This window comes from Phenylobacterium sp. (assembly GCF_030693805.1).
Taxonomy (GTDB): Bacteria; Pseudomonadota; Alphaproteobacteria; order Caulobacterales; family Caulobacteraceae; genus Phenylobacterium.
Genome location: NZ_JAUXZW010000016.1, coordinates 1 through 19,765 on the forward strand (window position 1 = coordinate 1; position 19,765 = coordinate 19,765).

Annotated in this window: 21 protein-coding genes and 1 pseudogene; 10 read left to right on the forward strand and 12 right to left on the reverse strand. The window is 68.5% G+C overall.

The genetic code is table 11. From position 1 onward, the window contains the following. Positions 1-349, reverse strand: a pseudogene (locus tag Q8M88_RS00960) (protein imuA); the annotation flags it as partial. 218 nt (positions 350-567) lie between these two features. Between Q8M88_RS00960 and Q8M88_RS00965 the strand changes: the two are divergent. From Q8M88_RS00965 to Q8M88_RS00975, 3 genes are all read left to right on the forward strand, one after another. Then, positions 568-1,431, forward strand: coding sequence for a VOC family protein (locus Q8M88_RS00965; protein WP_305594167.1), 864 nt, complete (start codon positions 568-570; stop codon positions 1,429-1,431). A gap of 58 nt (positions 1,432-1,489) precedes the next feature. Next, entirely contained in the window at positions 1,490-1,753 is a 264-nt protein-coding gene (locus Q8M88_RS00970) for a hypothetical protein (RefSeq protein ID WP_305594169.1), read from the forward strand. Positions 1,754-1,836: 83 nt separating this feature from the next. Further along, positions 1,837-3,537: a cupin domain-containing protein gene (locus tag Q8M88_RS00975; protein ID WP_305594171.1), complete on the forward strand. Its 1,701-nt coding sequence runs from the start codon at positions 1,837-1,839 to the stop codon at positions 3,535-3,537. A 71-nt stretch (positions 3,538-3,608) separates the two neighbouring features. On the opposite strand, the gene Q8M88_RS00980 is transcribed toward Q8M88_RS00975, so the two are convergent. The 4 genes from Q8M88_RS00980 to Q8M88_RS00995 form a co-directional block, all read right to left on the reverse strand. Continuing rightward, positions 3,609-4,037 (reverse strand): VOC family protein, encoded by a 429-nt coding sequence (locus Q8M88_RS00980; RefSeq protein ID WP_305594173.1) that lies wholly within the window; start codon positions 4,035-4,037, stop codon positions 3,609-3,611. Positions 4,038-4,153: 116 nt separating this feature from the next. After that, positions 4,154-5,011 (reverse strand): VOC family protein, encoded by an 858-nt coding sequence (locus Q8M88_RS00985; protein ID WP_305594174.1) that lies wholly within the window; start codon positions 5,009-5,011, stop codon positions 4,154-4,156. A 134-nt stretch (positions 5,012-5,145) separates the two neighbouring features. Then, positions 5,146-6,201, reverse strand: a complete 1,056-nt coding sequence (ada, locus tag Q8M88_RS00990) for a bifunctional DNA-binding transcriptional regulator/O6-methylguanine-DNA methyltransferase Ada (RefSeq protein WP_305594175.1) — start codon at positions 6,199-6,201, stop codon at positions 5,146-5,148. Between the two features lie 140 nt (positions 6,202-6,341). Beyond that, positions 6,342-6,773: a methylated-DNA--[protein]-cysteine S-methyltransferase gene (locus Q8M88_RS00995; protein WP_305594177.1), complete on the reverse strand. Its 432-nt coding sequence runs from the start codon at positions 6,771-6,773 to the stop codon at positions 6,342-6,344. On the opposite strand from Q8M88_RS00995, the gene Q8M88_RS01000 reads away from it, so the two are divergent. After that, the gene (locus tag Q8M88_RS01000) at positions 6,763-7,437 is read left to right on the forward strand and encodes a DNA alkylation repair protein (RefSeq protein ID WP_305594179.1); all 675 of its coding nucleotides are present in this window, start codon (positions 6,763-6,765) and stop codon (positions 7,435-7,437) included. The two genes, Q8M88_RS00995 and Q8M88_RS01000, sit on opposite strands and share 11 nt — an antisense overlap. 100 nt (positions 7,438-7,537) lie before the next feature. Here Q8M88_RS01000 and Q8M88_RS01005 read toward each other — a convergent pair whose 3' ends face one another. The 6 genes from Q8M88_RS01005 to otsB all read right to left on the reverse strand — a co-directional run bounded on the left by Q8M88_RS01005 (position 7,538) and on the right by otsB (position 14,647). Further along, positions 7,538-8,020 (reverse strand): VOC family protein, encoded by a 483-nt coding sequence (locus Q8M88_RS01005; protein ID WP_305594181.1) that lies wholly within the window; start codon positions 8,018-8,020, stop codon positions 7,538-7,540. A 66-nt stretch (positions 8,021-8,086) separates the two neighbouring features. Further along, positions 8,087-8,617 (reverse strand): dihydrofolate reductase family protein, encoded by a 531-nt coding sequence (locus tag Q8M88_RS01010; RefSeq protein WP_305594183.1) that lies wholly within the window; start codon positions 8,615-8,617, stop codon positions 8,087-8,089. Positions 8,618-8,657: 40 nt separating this feature from the next. Then, positions 8,658-9,428, reverse strand: a complete 771-nt coding sequence (locus Q8M88_RS01015; protein ID WP_305594185.1) for an alpha/beta fold hydrolase — start codon at positions 9,426-9,428, stop codon at positions 8,658-8,660. A 393-nt stretch (positions 9,429-9,821) separates the two neighbouring features. Further along, entirely contained in the window at positions 9,822-12,476 is a 2,655-nt protein-coding gene (gene ligD / locus Q8M88_RS01020) for a DNA ligase D (protein ID WP_305594187.1), read from the reverse strand. Positions 12,477-12,500: 24 nt separating this feature from the next. Then, positions 12,501-13,904 (reverse strand): trehalose-6-phosphate synthase, encoded by a 1,404-nt coding sequence (locus Q8M88_RS01025; RefSeq protein ID WP_305594189.1) that lies wholly within the window; start codon positions 13,902-13,904, stop codon positions 12,501-12,503. Continuing rightward, positions 13,901-14,647, reverse strand: a complete 747-nt coding sequence (gene otsB, locus Q8M88_RS01030; protein ID WP_305594191.1) for a trehalose-phosphatase — start codon at positions 14,645-14,647, stop codon at positions 13,901-13,903. Before otsB ends, Q8M88_RS01025 begins: the two co-directional genes overlap by 4 nt. Positions 14,648-14,823: 176 nt before the next feature. On the opposite strand from otsB, the gene zwf reads away from it, so the two are divergent. The 3 genes from zwf to Q8M88_RS01045 all read left to right on the forward strand — a co-directional run bounded on the left by zwf (position 14,824) and on the right by Q8M88_RS01045 (position 17,041). Further along, positions 14,824-16,287, forward strand: coding sequence for a glucose-6-phosphate dehydrogenase (gene zwf, locus Q8M88_RS01035; RefSeq protein WP_305594193.1), 1,464 nt, complete (start codon positions 14,824-14,826; stop codon positions 16,285-16,287). An 85-nt stretch (positions 16,288-16,372) separates the two neighbouring features. Beyond that, entirely contained in the window at positions 16,373-16,549 is a 177-nt protein-coding gene (locus tag Q8M88_RS01040; protein WP_305594195.1) for a hypothetical protein, read from the forward strand. A 102-nt stretch (positions 16,550-16,651) separates the two neighbouring features. Next, positions 16,652-17,041: a hypothetical protein gene (locus Q8M88_RS01045; protein ID WP_305594197.1), complete on the forward strand. Its 390-nt coding sequence runs from the start codon at positions 16,652-16,654 to the stop codon at positions 17,039-17,041. 40 nt (positions 17,042-17,081) lie between these two features. Here Q8M88_RS01045 and Q8M88_RS01050 read toward each other — a convergent pair whose 3' ends face one another. Beyond that, positions 17,082-18,170, reverse strand: coding sequence for an HPP family protein (locus Q8M88_RS01050; RefSeq protein ID WP_305594199.1), 1,089 nt, complete (start codon positions 18,168-18,170; stop codon positions 17,082-17,084). 74 nt (positions 18,171-18,244) lie between these two features. On the opposite strand from Q8M88_RS01050, the gene ccmC reads away from it, so the two are divergent. From ccmC to Q8M88_RS01065, 3 genes are read left to right on the forward strand one after another with little or no spacing between them, the layout of a single operon-like run. Then, complete coding sequence (gene ccmC, locus Q8M88_RS01055) at positions 18,245-18,973, forward strand: heme ABC transporter permease CcmC (protein ID WP_305594204.1); 729 nt, start codon at positions 18,245-18,247, stop codon at positions 18,971-18,973. A gap of 7 nt (positions 18,974-18,980) precedes the next feature. Next, on the forward strand, positions 18,981-19,145 hold the full coding sequence (ccmD, locus tag Q8M88_RS01060; protein WP_305594206.1) for a heme exporter protein CcmD: 165 nt from the start codon (positions 18,981-18,983) through the stop codon (positions 19,143-19,145). Continuing rightward, a complete protein-coding gene (locus Q8M88_RS01065; RefSeq protein ID WP_305594208.1) occupies positions 19,142-19,657 on the forward strand; it encodes a DsbE family thiol:disulfide interchange protein in 516 nt (171 codons plus the stop codon). Before ccmD ends, Q8M88_RS01065 begins: the two co-directional genes overlap by 4 nt. Positions 19,658-19,765 lie beyond the last annotated feature (108 nt).

Consider the following 19,765-nt stretch of genomic DNA (forward strand, 5'->3'; position numbering starts at 1 on the left):
CGTCATCGCGGGCGCAGACCTGGATCAGCCGCTCGGGCGGAAACCCCAGACCCTCCAGCCCCGGCGCGTGAAGGTCGTCGCGCCGCAGCACCCACACCGCCCAGCCGCGCCGGGCCAGCGGGGCGGCCAGCAGGGCGGCGAAGGCGGCGGGCGCGGCGGCGGTCTCGGCCTCCATCCCTTCCCCCGTCACCTCATGCCAGCGGCCCAGAGGCAGGCCGCCGCCCGGCAGGCGCGCATCGATCCGCGCGTCGCCGAACGGCAGCGAGCCGCAATCTCCCCGTCCCCCTGCCTCAAGGGCGGCGACCTTCGCCCGCACGGCGTCGAGGCGGCCGGCGCGAAAATCGGACATGGAAATTCGGACTCCTTTCGTTCCTATTTTGTTCTGCATCACAACCGGAGAGTCAAGGGCTCCGCGAAGCTTGAGAACCGAATCCGTCATCCTCGGGCATGTGTGTGGACGCTGACGCTGCGGCTCCAAAAATCTTGGGCCCGCCGTGGAAGGAGCGTAGGTTCTCACCAGCCCCTAAGACTTACTCAAAAGCAAAACCGGGCATGGGAGGAGATGAGATGGCGATCGTACAGCGACTTGGCTACGTCTCGATGGGAACCAGGGACCTCGACGAGGCGGTTCGACTTTATTCGCGCGTCGGGCGTCTGGCCGAGACCGAGCGGATCGGCGACACGGCGTTCATGACGGCCAACCGAGACCATCACTGGCTGCGGCTGCATAAGGCTGAGACCGAGGGCGTCTCGCGCGTCGGCTGGGATGTTGGCGGCCCTGAAGGTCTGGCCGCGGCCTGCAAGGTGCTGGACGAGTGGGGCCTGCCCTACGAGGAAGGCAAGGATCCGAAGAACGAGCGCGTCGAGCATCGCGTCCGCTTCAAGGACCCGGGCGGCATGGACATCGAGCTGTTCTACGGCATGTACCAGCGCGCCTCGTCGCCCGACATGCACGGCATCAAGATCAGCAAGCTGCTGCACGCCGGCTGGGCCTCGCCCAACTTCTACGAGACCCTGCGCTTCTGGCGCGAGGGCATGGGCTTCAAGCTGTCCGACCGTGTCGAGGAGGCCGCCTGGTTCATGCACTGCGGCGACCGCTACCATCACGGCCTGCTGCTGCAGCAGATGCCGGTCGACAAGCCGGTGTTCGGCCACCTGTGCTTCCTGGTGGACTCCCTCGACGACCTGATGCGCATCCGCAACCACGGCCTGAAGTCGGGCGCAAAGCTTTCTCGCGACATCCTGCGCCACGCGCCGTCCGGCTCGGTCGGGGTCTATTTCGTCGACGCCGCCCGCCGGCACGACTTCGAGTTCTGCTACGACCACGCCCAGTTGCCTGACGACCACCAGGCCCGCATCCTGCCCGCGACGCCCGAGATCGGCGACATCTGGCGCAACGACCTGCCAGACCCGGTCACCTTCGTGCATTGATCGGGCCGAGGCGGAGCCGCCAAGGCTCCGCCTCTAACGTCTCAGCAAAGGACCCAGCATGCCCACGGTCATCGTCACCCATAAGGTCAAGGACAAGGCGCATTGGCTGGCCTCGTCGAACCGCCAGACGTTTTTCGGCCCGCTCGGCGTGACCAACATCCGCACCTTCGTGAACCCGGATGATCCGACCCAGGTCGCCTTGATCATGGACGTCGCCGACCTCGACGCCGTCTTGGCCGCCCTGCAGACCCCGGCCGCCGCAGCCGCCATGGACGACGACGGCGTGCTGCCAGAGACCCTGAGCCTGCACACGGAGGCGTAGTCGCCTCGGGGTCGTGACTTGTCAGGCGTAAGGCCACGCTTCATCATCGGCGCGACCAAACCGCTGGGCGTGAGCGCACACCCGTGCATGTGCTGGACGACATCCTCACCTCGTTGCGCTTTAGCGGCGGCGTGGTTTTCGACGCCGTGACGCACGGCGACTGGTGCCTGGTTTCGCAGTTCCGCCCGGAAGATTGTGCGCCCTACTTCCCTGTGCCAGGGCGGATCATCTCCTACCACTATGTCCGCAAGGGCGTGCTCTACACCCAGATCCCCGGCCAGCAGGTCGTCGAGCTGCGCGAGGGGTCGATGGTCATGTTTCCGCGCAACGACGTCCATCACCTGTTCACGCGCCCAGGCCAAACCCCGACCGATATCGCCGAGTACGTCACTCCGGGCGCCGGCGGCGCGCTCAACGCCATCGCCATGGATTTCGGCGGCGAGGAGGCGTCGCTGTTCTGCGGCTGGCTAGGCGTGATCAACGGCGCCCATCCCCTGCTCGACGCGCTGCCGCCGCTGCTGCTGGTCAAGCGCGACGACTACGCGGCCGACTGGATCGCCAGCTCGCTGAGCGTCGCCGCCAGCGACTGGAGCTCAAGTCCCGCCATGGTGGCGAAGATCTCCGAGCTGTTCTTCGCCCAGGCCGCGCGGCGCTATGCCGACAGCTTCGGAGAGGGCCAGGGCGGATGGCTCGCCGGACTGCGGGATCCGGCGGTGGCCCGCGCACTCTCGGTGATCCACGCGCTACGCCGACGACCTGGACGTGGACACCCTGGCGCGGGAGGCGGTACGGCGAACCCCCCGCCGCCTGGAAACGCCGGGTCGATGCGGAGACCGATCTCGCCCGGCTCGCGCACGCGGTGGGCGCGTAGACGAGCGCCCGGCGTTCCGGTCAATCATTCCGGCCGCACGGTCATATCGTGGCGCCCGGCGACGGAGCTATCAGACGCGCCAACGTTTCCAGGAGCTTCTGACATGAATGCGAACAAGGCCCTGTGGGAAAAGGGCGACTTCACCCGACTGGCCGCCACCATGCGTGAGAGCGGCGACGAACTGATCGCCAGCCTGGACGTCCGCCCCGGCATGGATGTCCTTGACCTGGGATGCGGCGACGGCACCACCGCCGTGCCGAGCGCCCGCCGTGGGGCCAGGGTCAAGGGCGTGGACATCGCCTCGAACCTGGTTGCGGCCGGCCAGGCTCGGGCCCGCGCGGAAGGTCTGACGAACCTCTGCTTCCAGGAGGGCGACGCCGCCAGCCTCGACGTGGTCGCCGATCAGAGCGTCGATCTGGTGGTCAGCATCTTCGGCGCGATGTTCGCCCCGCGACCTTTCGACGTGGCGCGCGAGATGGTCCGCGTGACGAGGCCCGGCGGGCGCATCGTCATGGGTAACTGGATCCCAGGCGACCCGACGCTGGTGGCCAGCATCCTCAAGATCAGCGCCGCCTACACGCCCCCGCCGCCAGAGGGCTTCATCAGTCCGGTGACGTGGGGTGTCGAGGCCAATGTCCGCGAGCGCTTCGGCGCAGCAGGCGTGGCGGCCGAACGCATCCAGTGCGAGCGCGCGACCTACACGTTCCGCTACCCCGGCGCGCCGGCCGCATTCCTGGGTCTGTTCCGCGACTACTACGGCCCGACCATGAACGCCTTCGAAGCCGCCGAGCGGGATGGACGGCGAGCGGATCTGCAAGCGGAACTCGAGCAGTTGTTCGAGAGCCAGAACCGCGGGGAAGCCGATCGCACGGAAATCCCCGCCGCCTACCTGAAGGTCACCGTCTCGACGTGACTGGCGGCGACGTCTGAAGTGCTGAGGTCGCCGGCCGGTGCGGGTTCGCGCCGGCCGGTCGATCCTTGGTCTCAGAAGGTGATCGTCACGCTGTGCGCGGAGCGCTTCGCCTCGCCGTGATGGACCGCCTCAATGTTGTTGCCGTCGGGGTCCAGCACGAACGCCGCATAGTAGCCGGGGTGGTAGGGTCGCTCGCCCGGCGCGCCGTTGTCCGTTCCACCGCGGCGGGTCGCAGCAGCGTGGAACGCGTCGACCGTGGCCCGGTCGGCCGCCTGGAACGCCAGGTGATGGCGTCCGGTGAGCTTGCCCTGCGCCGCCTCGCTGTCGGCCGACGATACGAACAGTTCGTCGACCCAGAAATAGTCGTCGGCCTCGCCGCCGATCGGCATACCGAGGACGCCCAGCACGGCTTCGTAGAAGCGCTTGCTGGCGGGCAGATCCTCCACCACCAGCTGAATGTGGTCGATCAGCCGGCCACGATGCAGTTGCTGGGTTTCCATCTTCCACCTCCGCCGGCGTCACGCGGCGCTGGCCATCATGCGCCTGCGGCCGGCGCGCCGAGTCGAACCCCTGCGCCCGGCCGCGGGTTCCCGCTTTCGCAGCGCGCGGCGATGCGTCAGGCGATGACGGGATCGGGCAGTTCGGCCTGCCAGATGTCACTGATGCCTTCCTTCATGTTCAGCCGCCGCGGGACGTGGTCGTCGTCGAGTTGCGCATGTTCGAAGCAGTATTCGAAGTCGAACCCCCTGGGCGCGTCGCGGAAATAGACCGCGATCGACCCCGACGGCGTGTGCTTGAGAACGTCGCTGCGCAACGTGGCGCCAGCGCGCAGGCCGTTGTTGCGGACCAGCATCACGTCATCGATGGAGTCTACCAGGAAGGCCAGGTGGTTGAACTGTGGCTTGTCGCCCTTGCCGGCGATGAGCAGCAGCGAATGGTGGAACCGGTCGCCGCAGCGCATGAAATAAGAGGCGTCTTCGATCTGGTCCGAGATCTTGAAGCCCAGGCCATCGATCCAGAAGCGAACCGTCTCCTCGAAGTTCGGTGAATTCCAGCCCGCGTGCAGGATCTTCTTGATGTTCACGCCGTGATTGTCCGGCGCGGCGGCCAGCTGCTGCATGCCGTAGAACAGGTCGATGTTCATGCCCCCGGGATCGTTGAACACGATGCTATGTTCGACCCGATCCTCATTCGGACGCACCCGGTCGTCATAGGGGATGTTCCACGCCTTGAGGACCTCGATCGCCTTCAGCAGGTTCTCGTGGCTTCCCACGTCATAACCCACGCGCTGCACGCCTTCGACGTCGGCCTTTTCGAGCCGCAGCCAGTGATGATCGCGACCCGCCGTAAGGAATACCGTGCGATCGGTGCGCTCGACCTCCGCCAGGCGCCCCACACGGGTGTAGAATTCAGTCGCCTTATCGAGATCGTTGACCCCGAGCGTCACATATCCAAGCTTCTCGACAATCGCCACGACCCGCCTCCCTGCTCGTTATGTTGTCGTTTTCATTCGATATCCTTGCGTGGCGTTCGTGTTACGCCTGCACGTACCCCGCACGAGACATGCACAATGACCCTAGGTCAAGATGGCGGGCCCGACGCCGTGCGTCAGGCGGCAAGCTCGCGCTCCAGCAGCGCCCGCTTGCGCTCGACGCCCCAGGCGTAGCCCGACAGCGCCCCGTCATTGCGCACCACCCGGTGACAGGGGATCGCCACCGCCAGCTTGTTCGCCGCACAGGCCTGGGCCACCGCGCGCACGGCCTTCGGTCGGCCGATCCGCGCCGCGACATCGGCGTAGCTCACCGTCTCGCCGGCCCGGATCTCGCGCAGCGCCGCCCACACCCGCTGCTGGAAGGCGGTGCCGCGGATGTCCAGCGGCAGGTCGACGCCCATGCCCGGCGCCTCGACTAGGCCGACCACCTGAGCCACCAGGCCCTCGAAATCGTCATCCGCCCCGATCAGCTCGGCGCGCGGGAAGCGGTCCTGCAGGTCGCGGGCCAGCGCATCGGGATCGTCGCCCAGCAGGATGCAGCAGACGCCCTGGTCGGTCGCCGCCACCAGGATCGCGCCCAGCGACGTCTCGCCGATGGCGAAGCGGATCGCGGTGCGTTCCCCGCCTTTGCGGTACCGGGTGGGCGTCATCCCCAGCAACCCCGTCGACTGTTCGTAGAAGCGGCCGCCGGAGTTGAAGCCGGCGTCGTAGATCGCCTGGGTCACGGTGTCGGAACGGCCCAGTTCCTCGCGCACCCGCCGGCTGCGGTGGGCGTCGGCGTAGGCCTTGGGGGTCACGCCGGTCACCCCCTTGAACACCCGATGGAAATGGAAGCGGCTCATGCCCGCGGCCTGGGCCAGGTCCTCGAGGCTCGGCGGGGTCTCAGCCGCCTCGATGGCGCGGCAGGCCAGCGCGATGGCCGCGGCGTGGCGTTCGTCCTGCGACGCGCCGGTCGGGCGGCAGCGCTCGCACGGGCGAAACCCTTGCGCCTGCGCGGCCTCGGCGGTGTCGTGGTAGGCGACGTTCTCGCGCCGCGCTGGCTTGGACGGGCACGAGGGACGGCAGAAGATCCCTGTGGTGCGCACGGAATAGAAGAACTGGCCGTCAGCCTCGCGGTCCTTGGCGACCACGCTGGCCCAGCGGGCGTCGTCAGCGGTCGTACGGGCAAGCATTGAAGCCTCCTTTGAAAAGTATGACGCCATGCTGGGCCGCCGTCGCGGCCTCGAAACTCCGTCGCTTGCTCTCAAATTCCATATAGGGCCGACGGCGAGTTTCGCAGGCCTCCGAGTCCGATCGCAAGCTGGCAGCAGCATCACGCCACGCCCTCGAGGTTGATCAGCCGACGCTTGCGCTCGACGCCCCAGCGGTAACCGGAGATCGAGCCGTCAGCCTTCACCACCCGATGGCATGGGATGGTGACGGCGATGGTGTTGGCCGCGCACGCGGCGCCGACCTCCTGGGCGGTGGCTACCAGGGGCAGCGTCCTGGCGATGGCGCCGTAGCTGCGCGTCTCGCCTGACGGTATCGCCTGCAGGTCCGACCAGACCGCGCGTTGCAGGATCGACCCTGCATAACAAGCGGCAAGTCGGTCCCGAGGTGGGCGCGTGGCGACGGGGCCGCAAGCCGGCGCTGGCGCCAGCCTGAACCACGACGCCGAAGCAGAGGCCGCCCTCCCGTGACCTTGCGGGACGGCGACCTCTTCGCCTCTATTGCGGCCAAAGCGGAGCGAACTGATGACCGTCACTGAGGCGCTGGCGAAACTCGAGGCCCTCGGGAACGAGAAGGTCCGCAACCTCGACATCCGCAACGGCGCCGATACGCGGCAGTTCGGCGTCAAGCTGGGCGACATCCGCGCGCTTGCCAAGCAGGTCAAGGGCGATCACGACCTGGCCATGGCGCTATGGGAGACCGGCAACCTCGACGCCCGGCTGCTGGCCATCCATTGGATGAAACCCAAGGCGCTTTCGCCCACCGACCTCGACGAACTGGTGCGTTCGAACGCGGTGATCCAGGCCTGCGACTGGCTCAACGCCTACGTGGTCAAGGTGCATCCCGAAAAGGAGGCCTTGCGCCGCCAGTGGATGGAGAGCGACCACCCGATCGCCGCGCGCGCCGGTTGGAGCCTGACCGCCGAACGGATCGCGAAGGACGCCGGCGACCTCGACCTCGCGGCCCTGCTGGACAGGATCGAGCGCGAGCTTGCCGGCGCCGCGCCGCAGCCGCAGTGGACGATGAACATGGCGCTGGCCAATATCGGCATCCACCATGCCGCGCACCGGGTCCGCGCGTTGGCCATCGGGGAAACCCTGGGCGTCTACCGCGACTATCCGACACCGCCGGGATGCACCTCGCCCTTCGCCCCGCTGTGGATCGGCGAGATGGTCAAGCGCCAGAACGTCAGGGCCTGAGCGCGCCCGCGCCTGAACAGTCGAAGATGCTGGCGAAATTGGCGCCATTGACGGTCACGCCGGCGAGCTGGATCGTCGCACCGAAGCCGCCCTGCCCCGGTCAGCCGCGGCGCGCGGCCTCGATCTTCGCCACGTCGATCCTGCCCATGGTCATCATCGCCTCGAATACCCGCTTGGCCACCGCCGGGTCAGGATCGGTGATGCCCTCGAGGAGCTGGCGCGGCGTGATCTGCCAGGAGAAGCCCCAGCGGTCCTTGCACCAGCCGCACTCGCTCTCTGCGCCGCCATTGCCGACGATGGCGTCCCAGTAACGGTCGGTCTCGGCCTGGTCCTGTGTCTCGACCACGAAGGACACCGACTCGTTCGGCTTGAACGCGGGACCGCCATTGAGCCCCATGAACGGCGCGCCCAGCACGGTGAACTCCACCGTCAGCTCCGCGCCCTTCTGGCCGTCGGGGTAGTCCCCCGGCGCCGCCATCGCCGCGCCCACATGGCTGTCAGGAAAGACGCTGGCGTAGAACTCCGCCGCCTGGCGCGCCTCGCCGTTGTCGAACCAAAGACAGTTGGTCATCTTGCCAGTCATCGTCTTCCTCCCTGTCGGGTCCGGGTCTGAACGCCTGTCGTCGCGAGCCGGTTCACCGCCGCGCGATCAGGCCGGGACGTAGGTGAGCCTGATCACCTCGTCGCCGATCATCTCGTTCGCCGCCAGCCGGAGCCGCGGCCGCGGCCCGGCGAAGAACGGCGCGCCGCGCCCCAGAACGACAGGGTGCATGTAGAGGCGGTACTCGTCGATCAGACCAAGGTCGGTCATGCTCTGCGCCAGGTCGGGCCCGGAGACGGCGATTTCCCCGTCAAGACGAGCCTTCAGCCCGCGGACCGCCGCCTCCAGGTCGCCGTCGACCAGGGTGGCGTTGGGGCCGAGGGACTTCAGCGTGCGCGAGACGACCCATTTCGGTTGCTTTCGCCACGCCGCCGCGAACTCACGCCGCTCCGCGTCCCACGCGGGATCGTCATCATCCCAGTAGCGCATGATCTCGTACATGCGCCGGCCGTAGATGCTGCCGGCCAGGTCGCGCACCTGCTCGATCCAGTGACGGAACACCGCCGCGTCGGGCGCAAACGCCATGTGGTCGACGTAGCCGTCCAACGACTGGTTCATGCCGAACACCAGCTTCGCCATCAGCCTCGCTCAATCTGCTGCAAACTGCGCCATCGGAGCCTTACTTGACGCCGCTGGCCGCCTTTTCGATGATCGCGGCGACAGCCTTCGGGTTCGACACAAAGATCGCGTGGCTGCCCGGGACCTCGACGATCGTCGATCCGGCCCGTTTGGACATCGCCTGCTGCGCGGGCAGCGGGATCATCTTGTCGTCGGCGACCTGCAGGTACCAGCTGGGCTTGGACTTCCATGCGGGCTGGGTGATCTGTCCGCCCACCGCGTCGAGCCCCCAGGGGATCTGGGAGTCGGCCATGAAGGCCGCCGTCTTCGGATCGACGTCGCCGGCGAAGGCGGCCGGGAATTTGGCCTTGTCCAGCGAGAGGAAGCCGTTCTTGGGCGGCAGGATCGGTGGCGCCGGCGTCCCCGGCGGCGGGCTGGCGCTCAGGCTGTTGACCGACTCGCCTTTGTCCGGCGCGAAGGCGGTGATGTAGACGAGGGCCGCGACATTGGGGTTCGTACCAGCCTCGGTGATCACCGCTCCGCCATAGGAATGCCCGACCAGCACGACCGGGCCGCCCTGGGCGTCCACCACGTCTTTCGTCGCCGCGACATCGCCGGCCAGTGAAAGGGTCGGGTGCTGAACGATGCTGACGTTGAAGCCGTCCGTCTTCAGGATGTCATAGACGCCGCGCCAACCAGAGCCGTCGGCGAACGCGCCATGGACCAGCACCACGTTCTTGACCGGGGCTGCGGGCGCCGCCTGCGCAGGGGTGACGCTCAGCACCAGCAACAGGGCGCCGGCCGACGCCGACAGGCTGCGGATCATCGTCATGTCGTCTCTCCCGCTGATCGGTCAGGCTGCCCGACGTGCCGTGAAGGTTCCAACGAAATCGCCGCCGGCGGAAGGGCTCTGTGCATCTTCTTCGGGCGCGCCAACTCCCGCGTTTCACGGGTGAGAGCATGGGTCTCGCTCCTCCCCTGCGTAGCGGGGGAGGTGGCTTTCGCCGCAGGTGAAAGACGGAGGGGGCAAGGCCATGACCCAAGGGTCGCGATGGCCATGTTCATGGCCCTGGACGCGAGCCGGAGGATGACGGCGGCGAGGTTGCGAGTGCTGTGCATGGAGTTCGTTGGACGGACCCCATCTTAAACCTGAATGATGCGAACGTGTGTCTGCAGGCTGACTGGTCGCCGTACACTTAAGCACCAGTGCGACCACGCCCCCACGTCACCCCAGCTTTCGGATCGCCGCCCCCAGCGGCCGCTCACCGTCGCAGTAGTCGGCCCAGGCGTCCGTCTTCGCCAGTAGCGCCGGCACGGTCCGCACGGTGTAGCGCCTCGGATCCAGTCCGGCCTTCACCTGCGCCCACGTCAGCGGCATCGACACCGTGGCTCCGTCCCTCGCGCGTGGTGACAGCGGCGCGACCGCCGTCGCCATGCGGTCGTTGCGCAGGTAGTCGAGGAAAATGCGGCTCTGGCGCAGTTTCTTGGCCATGTTGACCACGTAGCGGTCGGGGTTGTCGGCGGCCATCTGGGTGCAGACCTTCTGGGCGAAGGCCTTGGCCGCCTGCCAGTCGGGCGCGCTCGCGCCCTTCTGCGCCTTCAGCGGGGTCACGACGTGCAGGCCCTTGCCGCCGGTGGTCTTGCAGAAGCTGACCAGGCCCAGGGCGTCGAGGCGGTCGCGCACCTCGATCGCGGCCTTGATCACAGTCTCGAACGTCACGTCCGGTCCAGGGTCGAGGTCGAACACCAGGCGGCCGGGGACCTCCGGCGCGAACGGCTGGCAGTTCCAGGGGTGGTATTCCAGCGCCCCGATCTGGGCCAGCGCCGCCAGCCCCTCGATCCGGTCGACCTGAAGGTAGGGCTTATGATCGCCGAACACCTCCACCTGCTCCAGCAGGCTGGACGAGCCCTTGCCCGCGTGTCGCTGGAAGAACAGCTGGCCGCCCACCCCGTCCGGGGCGCGGATGATCGAGCACGGCCGGCCTTTGAGGTGTTGCATCATCCACGGCCCCACCGCCTCCAGGTAGCGGGCGAGGTCCAATTTGGTGACCGGCTGGTCCTTCTCGGCGGAGTTCGGCCACAGCGGCTTGTCGGGGTTGGACAGCGTCACGCCCATCACCACCGGCTGGCCGGCCGGCGCGGCGCGCTTCGCCGGCGTCTTGTATGAGCCGGTCTTCGCCTCGCCCGGGGTCGGTTCGGCGAGCTCGATCTCGGCGGGATGCGCCGGCGCCTCGGCCTCCACCTCCTCCGCCGGCTTGTCGGCGCGCAGGCCCTTGAACGATCCCTGCCGCACCATGCCGCCGCCGGTGAAGCCGGCGAACTCGATCTCCGCCACCAGTTCCGGCTTGGCCCAGTGCACGCCCGGGCCCTTGCGCGGCGCGCCCGGCCCGCTGAACGGGCTCGCCTGCGCCTCCAGGGGGCTGAGCTTGGGCAGCACGCGCGCCACCGTCTCGCGCCCGAAGCCTGTGCCCACCCGGCCGGTGTAGATCAGCTTGCCGTCGCGATGGACGCCCACCAGCAGCGAGCGTAGCTGTCCCGCCTCGCCCGTCCACCCGCCGATCACCACCTCGTGGCCGGCGCGGCATTTGGACTTGGTCCAGGCGTCCTGGCGACCCGAGCGATAGGGCGCGTCCAGCCGCTTCGAGACGATGCCTTCCAGCGACATGCGGCAGGCCGACTGCAGCACCGCGTCGCCCGCGGTCTCGAAGTGGTCGACGTAGCGGATGCGCGCCCCCGCGCCGTCCAGCGCCGCCGCCAGCTGCTGCTTGCGCTCACGCAGGGCCAGGTCACGCAAGTCCTCGCCTTGGGCGAACAACAGGTCGAAGGCGAAGAAGATCAGGTCGTCGGTCTTGCCGTCCGACAGCGCCGCCTGCAGGGCCGGGAAATCCGGCGAACCGGCGTGGTCCAGGGCGCAGGCCTCGCCGTCATAGACGCCATCGGCGAGCTTCGCGCCCTCGCGCGCAATCGCCTTGAACTTCGCCGTCCAGTCGATCCCCTTGCGGGTCTTCAGCGTCGCCTTGTCGGCCTCGACGCGGAGCTGCAGCCGGTAGCCGTCGAACTTGATCTCGTGTCCCCAGCCTGCGCCGGGCGGCGGTCGGTCCACCAGCGTGCACAGGGCCGGTTCGATGAACCCCGGCGTTGCACCGACCTTAGGGGTGGGCGAAGCCTTCGCTTTGGGAGTGGCCTTCGCCTTCGGTTCAGCCGCGCCCTGCTCCTCGCGGTTCGATCGCCACACCGCGTCGGGCGCAGCCGCCTTGGCGCTCTTGGTCATGAACGGCGTCGGTCCGCGCCCCTTACCGGCGGCGATATCCTCCAGCGCGCGACCCGAGGCGACGGAGCGGGTCTCCACCTCCACCAGGCCCTTGGCGGCCCCCTCCACCGCCCAGCCGTCGTGGTGTTTGATCAGCAGCCAGTTGTCGTGTTTTTCCTTCTCGCGGCGCTTCATCCGTATAAGGACGAAGCCGCCTTTCAACCGCTCTCCATCGAGGATGAATTTCAATTCGCCCTTGGCCAGGCCCGCCTGGGGGTCGAACCCCGGCTCCGGCTCCCAGTAGCCGCGGTCCCACAGCATCACCGTCCCGCCGCCGTACTGGCCGGCGGGGATCGTGCCTTCGAAGTCGCCGTAGTCGAGCGGGTGGTCCTCGGTCTGAACCGCCAGGCGCTTGTCCGTCGGATCCAGCGACGGCCCGCGGGTCACCGCCCAGGACTTGAACACCCCGTCCAGTTCCAGCCGGAAGTCATAATGCAGGCGTGTCGCGGCATGCTTCTGGATCACGAACCGCAAGCGCTCGGACTTTGCCGTCCGATCGGCGCCGCTGGGCTCCTGCGTCTGATTGAAATCCCGCATCGACCGGTAGCGGGCGAGCTTGTCGAGCGCCATCTGCCCAACCTCTTCAGGGACGCCTCAGCCGGCCAGGGCGGCCTTGGCCTGCGCGTCGTCGTCGGCCAGAGCGGTGACGAAGGCGTCGCGCCAGCCCTCCACGTCCTCGCCCTGAACGTTCTCGAACAGAGCGCGCCAGCGGCGGATTCGCTCCGCCAGTCCCATCGACAGCGCCCGCTTCAGCGCGTCGGCGATCTCCTCGGGGCTGTTGGGATTGACCAGCAGCGCCTCCTTCAACTGGGTCGCCGCGCCGGCGAAGCGCGACAGCACCAGCACGCCGGGGTCCTGCGGGTCCTGGGCGGCGACGAACTCCTTGGCCACCAGGTTCATCCCGTCGCGCAACGGCGTCACCAGCCCGACGCTCGCTGCGCCATAGATGCCGGCCAGGTCGTCGCGTCGGTAGTTGCGGTTGACGTAGCGGACCGGATTCCAGTCGACGTCGGCGAACTCGCCGTTGATCCGGCCTGACAGGGCGTCCAGCCGGGCGCGGATCTCCTGATAGGTGTCGACACCCTCGCGCGACACCGGCGCGATCTGCAGCATCAGCACCTCGCGCCGCAGGTCGGGATTGTCCGCCAGCAGCCGCTCGAAGCCAAGGAAGCGCTCCTCCAGGCCCTTGGAATAGTCCAGCCGGTCGACGCCGATGATCATCTGCTTGAACACGGTGGAGGCGGTCATGATGTCGCGCATCCGCCGGGCGCGCGGGCCGCGGACCATCTGGGCGAAGTCCTTGGCGTCGATGCCGATCGGGAACTCGCCGACACTGAGCGTGTGGCCGAAGGCGCGCAGCTTGTCGGGCGCGATCCGCTCGCCGGCGGCCTCGGTCAGCACATATTCCTCGAACGCCTGCAGGTATTCGTGGGTCTGGAACCCCACCAGGTCGTAGTCAAACATCGCCTGCACCAGTTGCCGGTGGCCAGGCAGGGTGGCGATCACCTGATAGGCCGGCCACGGCACGTGCAGGAAGAAGCCGATGCGGTTGCGCACCCCCAGCGCCCGCAGCTCGCGCGCCAGCGGGATCAGGTGGTAGTCATGCACCCAGATCAGGTCGTCCGGCGCGATCAACGGCCGCAGAGTCTCGGCGAACCGCCGGTTCACCCGCTCATAGCCCTCGCCATACGAGCGGTCGTAGGCGGTCAAGTCCATCCGATAGTGGAACAGCGGCCACAGAGTCTTGTTGGCGTAGCCGTTGTAGTACTCGTTGAAGTCGGTCTCCTCGAGGTCGACGGTGGCCGCCGTCACCCCGTCGAATTCCTCGATGCTGAGCTCGCCGGTGAACGCCGGCACAGTGCGCCCGCTCCAGCCGAACCACAGGCCCGAGTATTGGCGCAGCGCCGCCGACAGCGCCATGGCCAGGCCGCCGACGCTCTCGTCACCCTTGCCCGTGGGGGGATTCACCCGGTTTGACACCACGATCAGCCGGCTCACAGCGAGGCCTCCAGCCAGGCCAGCGCCGCGTCCACATCGTCTAGCCGCCAGCGGGCGTGGCTGCGCCGCTCCGGCCCCACGAGTACGCCGAAGCCGCCCGCGACCTCCGCGCCGACGAAGCCGTCCTCGTCGGTCTGGTCGTCGCCGACGAAAACCGGCTGGGCGCCGGCGAACGGCGCGCTCCTCAGGAATGCGGCCAGCGCGTCGCCCTTGTCTGGACCGGGCGTGCGCAGCTCCACCACCATGTGGCCGTCCTGGCGCATCAGGCCTGAGGCCGCCGCCAGCTCGCCCGCCAGCACGCCGGCGGCCTGCGCCAGCGCCGGAGCCTGGCGAAAATGGAGGGCGACGCTCGGGCCCTTGTCCTCGACGATCAGACCCGCGTCACGCGCCGCGAACCCTTCGAACCCGCTACGGGCCATCAACAGCCCGGGATGAACCGCGGCGGCGTGGATGCGTCCGTCGGCGTCGCGCCGGACCAGGCCGTGGACAGCGGCGACCGCGGCTACGCGCCCCTCCAAGATGCGATCGACGTCGGCCAGCGCCCGGCCGCTGATCACCGCGAGACGCCCATCCAGCGCGATCGCCAGTCGCTCCAGCAGGCTGGTGCGTCGTGGATCGGGCACGACGTCCTGCGGCCTTGCGGCGATCTGCGCCAGGGTGCCGTCCAGGTCGAGGAACAGCGCCGTCCCCGAAAGCTTGAGCGCGCGCGGCGGCATGCCGATGCTGAGTTCGTGCAGTCCCATATTTCCTCTAGTTGCGGCTTGCGCGGCGGCGCCTCCGCGCGCAGCGGCCCGCGCGGCGTGCAGCCGTGGTGCAACTCTTCCGTCCGTGGATATGAACGATGCAGACGCCTTGACGTTGCAAGGCGCGTTCTACGCTATCTCGCGCTTCGCGTTCTTGTGAGCAGAAGGTGCACCCCATGCCCGAATCCCAAGCCGACATCATCGTGCTGTTCGGCGGCACGGGGGACCTGGCGCAGCGCATGCTGCTGCCGTCGCTCTATTTCCTCGACGTCGACGGGTTCCTGCCCGAAGGCCTGCGCATCGTCGCCACCGCCCGCGCCGAGATGGGCCGCGACGCCTTCGTCGAGATGGCCCGCCAGGCGGTCTGCGAGCGCGCTGCGCAAGGGTTGTGCGACGAGGACTGGACACGCTTCTCCGCCAGACTCGACTACGCCGCAGCCGACGCCACGCGGCCCGAGGGTCTGCAGGCGCTGAAGCCCCTGCTGGCCGGCGCACAACGGCCGATGTTCTACCTGGCTCTGTCGCCCAGCCTGTACGGGCGGGTCTGTTCGGCGCTGTCCGACGCGAGCCTGGTCAACGAGCGCACTCGCATCGTGCTGGAGAAGCCCATCGGCCGCGACCTGGAAACCTCGCGCCAGATCAACGCCGCGGTCGGCGCGGTGTTCTCCGAAGACCGGATTTTCCGCATCGACCACTACCTGGGCAAGGAGACGGTGCAGAACCTTATCGCCCTGCGCTTCGCCAACGCCCTGTTCGAGCCGCTGTGGAACAACCTGACCATCGACCACGTGCAGATCACCGTCGCCGAGACCGAGGGTGTCGGCGAGCGCTGGCCCTACTACGACGAGTATGGAGCCCTGCGCGACATGGTGCAAAACCACATGCTGCAATTGCTGTGTCTGGTGGCCATGGAGCCGCCCGTCGATCTCGAGCCCGACTCCGTGCGTAACGAGAAGGTCAAGGTGCTACGCTCGCTGCGCCCCTTCACCCGCGCCGAGGCGCAGGCCTCGAGCGTGCGCGGCCAGTACGCCGCCGGCGTGGTCGGCGGCGAGACCGCCCACGGCTATGAGACAGAGCGCGGTCAGCCCAGCCCCACCGAGACCTTCGTGGCCCTGCGCGCCGACATCGACAACTGGCGCTGGGCGGGCGTGCCGTTCTTCCTGCGCACCGGCAAGCGCCTGCCCGAGCGCCGCACCCAGATCGCCATCCAATTCAAGGAGGTGCCGCACTCGATCTTCGGCGGCGCGGCCAAGGCCGACCTGACCGCCAACCGCCTGGTCATCGACCTGCAGCCTGACGAGGACATCGAACTCACCCTGATGAACAAGTCGCCGGGCCTGTCGCAGGGGTCGATGCGCCTGCAGGCCATGCCGCTGTCGCTGTCGCTGCTGCGCGCCTATTCCGGCCCAGGCGCACGCCGGCGCATCGCCTACGAGCGGTTGCTGCTGGATGTGGTCAACGGGGCCTCGACCCTGTTCGTGCGCCGCGACGAGGTGGAAGCCGCCTGGCGGTGGATCGACGGGATCGCCGAGGCCTGGCGCGACGCCGGCCTCGCGACAAAGCCGTACGCCGCCGGCAGCTGGGGCCCCGCCGGCGCCTTCGCCCTGATCGAGCGGGCCGGGCGCGCCTGGTACGATTGACGCTGCGGAGCCTGCTCGCCTGTGGCGCGAAGATTGCTCCTCCCGATTCACCGGCCAGCAGACCGTATCATCGGGAGACAATCACATGGGCATGTCCCTGGAACTCGCCAACGCCCGCGCCTTCGAAGAAGCCGAAGAGCGCCTGAAGCAATACGGCGCGCTGGCCCCTGACCTATGCATCGAAGAGTACATTGCGCTCGGCGTCGAGAGCCCCCGCCGCCAGGAACTGACCAAGGTCATCGCCGCGCTCAGCATGATGTAGGCGCCTAGCAGGGCTCGCGCCCTGAGCGATGAACGCCTGTTCGTTCCGGACGTTTGGGAGAGTATCGTCGAGCCGACGAGACAGCTTCCGAAGGTCCACGCCATGCGCGCACTCACCGTCTCAGCCGTCGCCGTCCTGGCGCTCGCTGCGACCACGGCATACGCCGCCGACGCGCCGAAGCCCGAGCGAAACTGTTTCCCCAGCAACAGTTGGCAGGGCTGGAGCGCGCCGGGCGACAGCGACTTCCTGCTGTTGCGGGTGAGCGGGACAGACATCTGGCGGGTCGACCTGACGCCGGGCGTACATGTGAACAAGAGCCCCAACCGGTTCCTGGTCAACGAGATGCGCGGCTCCACCTGGATCTGCTCGGCCATCGACCTCGACCTGACGCTGTCCGACCGTGACGGCTTCCGACAGCCGCTGATCGCGAAGTCGCTGCGCAAGATGACTCCCGAAGAGATCGCCGTCGTACCGCCTAAAGACCTTCCCTGACCGCGCCCTGACCCTCGTATGTCAAGGTAAGCGCGACGGCTTAGCCTTCTCTGCCGGCCACAACCGCCTCGACGACATGGGCCCGGTAGAGCACGGCCAGCAGATCGGTCTGGGTGATCACGCCCAGCAACACGCGGTCGGCGTCCACCACCATCACCTCGTGCGCCTTGCCGCTGGACAGGAGCGGGAACAGCGTCTCGATCGCAGCGCGCGGTGGAACGCGGTGTACGAACGGGTCGATCACACTCTCCACCGGTCGGCTACGCCCGGCCGCGAGCTCGGCGCGGCGCGCCATGCCCACGACGCGACGGCGATCGTCGATCACAGGGGCTACCCGCAAGTCGTGCTGGCGAAGGTAGGCGAGCGCGCTCTCGCAGCTCTGGTGGGCGTCGAGCGCCACCACGTCTCGGGACATGATCTCTTCGCAGCGGATCTGTGAATGGATGCGCCGGCTGGCCTGGATTTCAACCTGATGGAACAGCGCGTCGAGGTCTTCGCGGCTGACGTCGAGCAGTTCGCCGTACTGAGCCAAGGCCGCGTCGATATCGGCGGCGGTGTAGCCGCCGCGCTCGCTGGGTGGACGGTCATGTGTCCCGTGCGGGCTGGCCGGCAGATGCGCGCGGTGCGGATAGCTGCGCCCGCTCAGCTTCACCGCCACCGTTGAGGCGAGGACCAGCAGGACCGAACACAGCGCAACCGGCCCTACGACGGTCCCGAGGCTTGGAGCGCTCGCCAGAGCTGCGCCTAGTGCGACCGCGCCTCCGGGCGGGTGCAGGCATCCTAGTATCAGCATCACCAGGATCGCCGCGCCCACGGCGACGGCGGCGGCGAGGACCGGCTGGTGGATCGCCATCGCGCAGCCCAGCCCCACCAGGCCCGACAGCACATTGCCGCCGATCACGGCGCGCGGCTGGGCCAAGGGACTTGCAGGAACCGCGCAGATCAGCACGGCCGAGGCGCCGATCGGCGGAGCAAGTAAGGGTTCGAGACGCAGGTCTCCGGCCACCGCCGCATGGGCTGCAAACCCGGTGATCGCGACCACCGCGACGGCGCTGAGCGCTGCGCGGCAGCCTGTGGAGAACGAAACCGGCGTGGGGCCCCGCAACAGGGGAAGACGGAGGGGTGTCATCGACGCGTCCTGCCTGAACGGCCGATGGGCTTCAACCCATTGGCATAGACCGCGCCGGAGGCTAAGCCCGCCGCATGATCCCGGCGCCCGCCTTCCTGTCCAATCCGGAGCGGTTCATGGCGTTCTCGCGCTGGGCGGCGCCGTTGTTCGGCGTGATCGCCGCAGGGCTCGCCCTCGCCGGCCTGTGGCTCGGCTTCACCGCGCCCGAGGACTACCAGCAGGGCGACACCGTGCGGATTATGTTCATCCATGTGCCGGCCGCCTGGATGAGCCTGTTCGTCTACCTCTGCCTGGGGGGCGCCAGCTTGCTGTCGCTGGTGTTCCGTCACGTGCTGGCCGACGCCGCCGCCCAGGCCGCGGCGCCGCTGGGCGCCGCCTTCACCTTCCTCGCCCTGGTCACCGGCGCGCTCTGGGGACGGCCGATGTGGGGCGCCTGGTGGGTGTGGGATGCGCGCCTGACCTCGGTGCTGGTGCTGTTCCTGTTCTACCTGGCCTACATCGCGTTGCGCGGGGCCATGGACGACGAGGCCAAGGGCGCGCGCGCCGCGGCTATCCTGGCGCTGGTCGGCCTCGTCAACCTGCCGATCGTCCACTGGTCGGTGAACTGGTGGAACACCCTGCACCAGGGCGCCTCGGTGTTCCGCGCCCAGGGCCCGACGATGGCCGCGGTGTACCTTTGGCCGCTGCTGCTGATGGCGCTCGCCTACATGGGGGCGTTCGGCGCACTGTGGCTGGTGCGTATCCGCGCGGAGTTGTGGCGCCGGCGCGCCGAGGCCGCCGCCATGCGCGCGGCGCGGGGCTGAGGGTCGCGTGCTGGACCTCGACCCCGCACCCTACGCCGCCTACGTCTGGCCGGCCTACGCCGCGACGGCCCTGGTGTTCGCGGCGATGATCGGGCTGTCGCTCGCGCATGCGAGGCGCTGGCGCGCCCGCGCCGGGGGTGTCCGCAAGGACGCGCCCAGGGACGCGACATGAAACGCTGGCTGGCCGCCCTGCCGCTGATCGCCCTGGCGGCGCTTGGCGCGCTGTTCGCCCTCTACGCCCTCAACCGCAACCCGCACGTCGAGCCCCAGGCGCTGGTCGGCAAGCCGGTCCCGGCGCTGACCTTGCCCGACCTCGATGACGGCGTCGCCCGGCCCCTGCGCGCGGCGCTGGGCGACGGCCCGGCCCTGGTCAACTTCTACGCCTCCTGGTGCGCGCCCTGCGAGGTGGAGCAACCGACCCTCATCGCCCTGAAGTCTGGCGGCGTGCGCATCGTCGGCGTCGCCTACAAGGACGCGCCGCAGAACGCCCAGGCCTTCCTCGACCGCCTGGGCGACCCCTTCTCCGTGCGCTTGGTCGATCGTGATGGGCGCGGCGGCATCGAGTTCGGCGTCACCGGCGTGCCCGAGACATTCGCCGTCCGCGACGACGGCGTCATCGCCGCCAAGCACTCCGGGCCGATGTCCCTCAGCCAGGCCCAGGCCCTGCTCGCCAAGGCCCGTTAACCAACTGTTGAGCAGCGCGCCAACATGGTAAGCGCAAGGTTAATCCCGCTCATCGGACCCGCGCCCCGTGACCCCGATCCGCCCGCCCGCGATCACCGACTCCTCGGC

Bases quoted from the DNA above. Each gene is read 5' to 3' on its own strand.
- Q8M88_RS00965 (WP_305594167.1), top strand. From the start codon at position 568: ATGGCGATCGTACAGCGACTTGGCTACGTCTCGATGGGAACCAGGGAC.
- Q8M88_RS00970 (WP_305594169.1), top strand. From the start codon at position 1,490: ATGCCCACGGTCATCGTCACCCATAAGGTCAAGGACAAGGCGCATTGG.
- Q8M88_RS00980 (WP_305594173.1), bottom strand. From the start codon at position 4,037: ATGGAAACCCAGCAACTGCATCGTGGCCGGCTGATCGACCACATTCAG.
- ada (WP_305594175.1), bottom strand. From the start codon at position 6,201: ATGCTTGCCCGTACGACCGCTGACGACGCCCGCTGGGCCAGCGTGGTC.
- Q8M88_RS01000 (WP_305594179.1), top strand. From the start codon at position 6,763: ATGACCGTCACTGAGGCGCTGGCGAAACTCGAGGCCCTCGGGAACGAG.
- Q8M88_RS01005 (WP_305594181.1), bottom strand. From the start codon at position 8,020: ATGACTGGCAAGATGACCAACTGTCTTTGGTTCGACAACGGCGAGGCG.
- Q8M88_RS01010 (WP_305594183.1), bottom strand. From the start codon at position 8,617: ATGGCGAAGCTGGTGTTCGGCATGAACCAGTCGTTGGACGGCTACGTC.
- Q8M88_RS01015 (WP_305594185.1), bottom strand. From the start codon at position 9,428: ATGACGATGATCCGCAGCCTGTCGGCGTCGGCCGGCGCCCTGTTGCTG.
- ligD (WP_305594187.1), bottom strand. From the start codon at position 12,476: ATGGCGCTCGACAAGCTCGCCCGCTACCGGTCGATGCGGGATTTCAAT.
- otsB (WP_305594191.1), bottom strand. From the start codon at position 14,647: ATGGGACTGCACGAACTCAGCATCGGCATGCCGCCGCGCGCGCTCAAG.
- zwf (WP_305594193.1), top strand. From the start codon at position 14,824: ATGCCCGAATCCCAAGCCGACATCATCGTGCTGTTCGGCGGCACGGGG.
- Q8M88_RS01040 (WP_305594195.1), top strand. From the start codon at position 16,373: ATGGGCATGTCCCTGGAACTCGCCAACGCCCGCGCCTTCGAAGAAGCC.
- Q8M88_RS01045 (WP_305594197.1), top strand. From the start codon at position 16,652: ATGCGCGCACTCACCGTCTCAGCCGTCGCCGTCCTGGCGCTCGCTGCG.
- Q8M88_RS01050 (WP_305594199.1), bottom strand. From the start codon at position 18,170: ATGACACCCCTCCGTCTTCCCCTGTTGCGGGGCCCCACGCCGGTTTCG.
- ccmC (WP_305594204.1), top strand. From the start codon at position 18,245: ATGATCCCGGCGCCCGCCTTCCTGTCCAATCCGGAGCGGTTCATGGCG.
- Q8M88_RS01065 (WP_305594208.1), top strand. From the start codon at position 19,142: ATGAAACGCTGGCTGGCCGCCCTGCCGCTGATCGCCCTGGCGGCGCTT.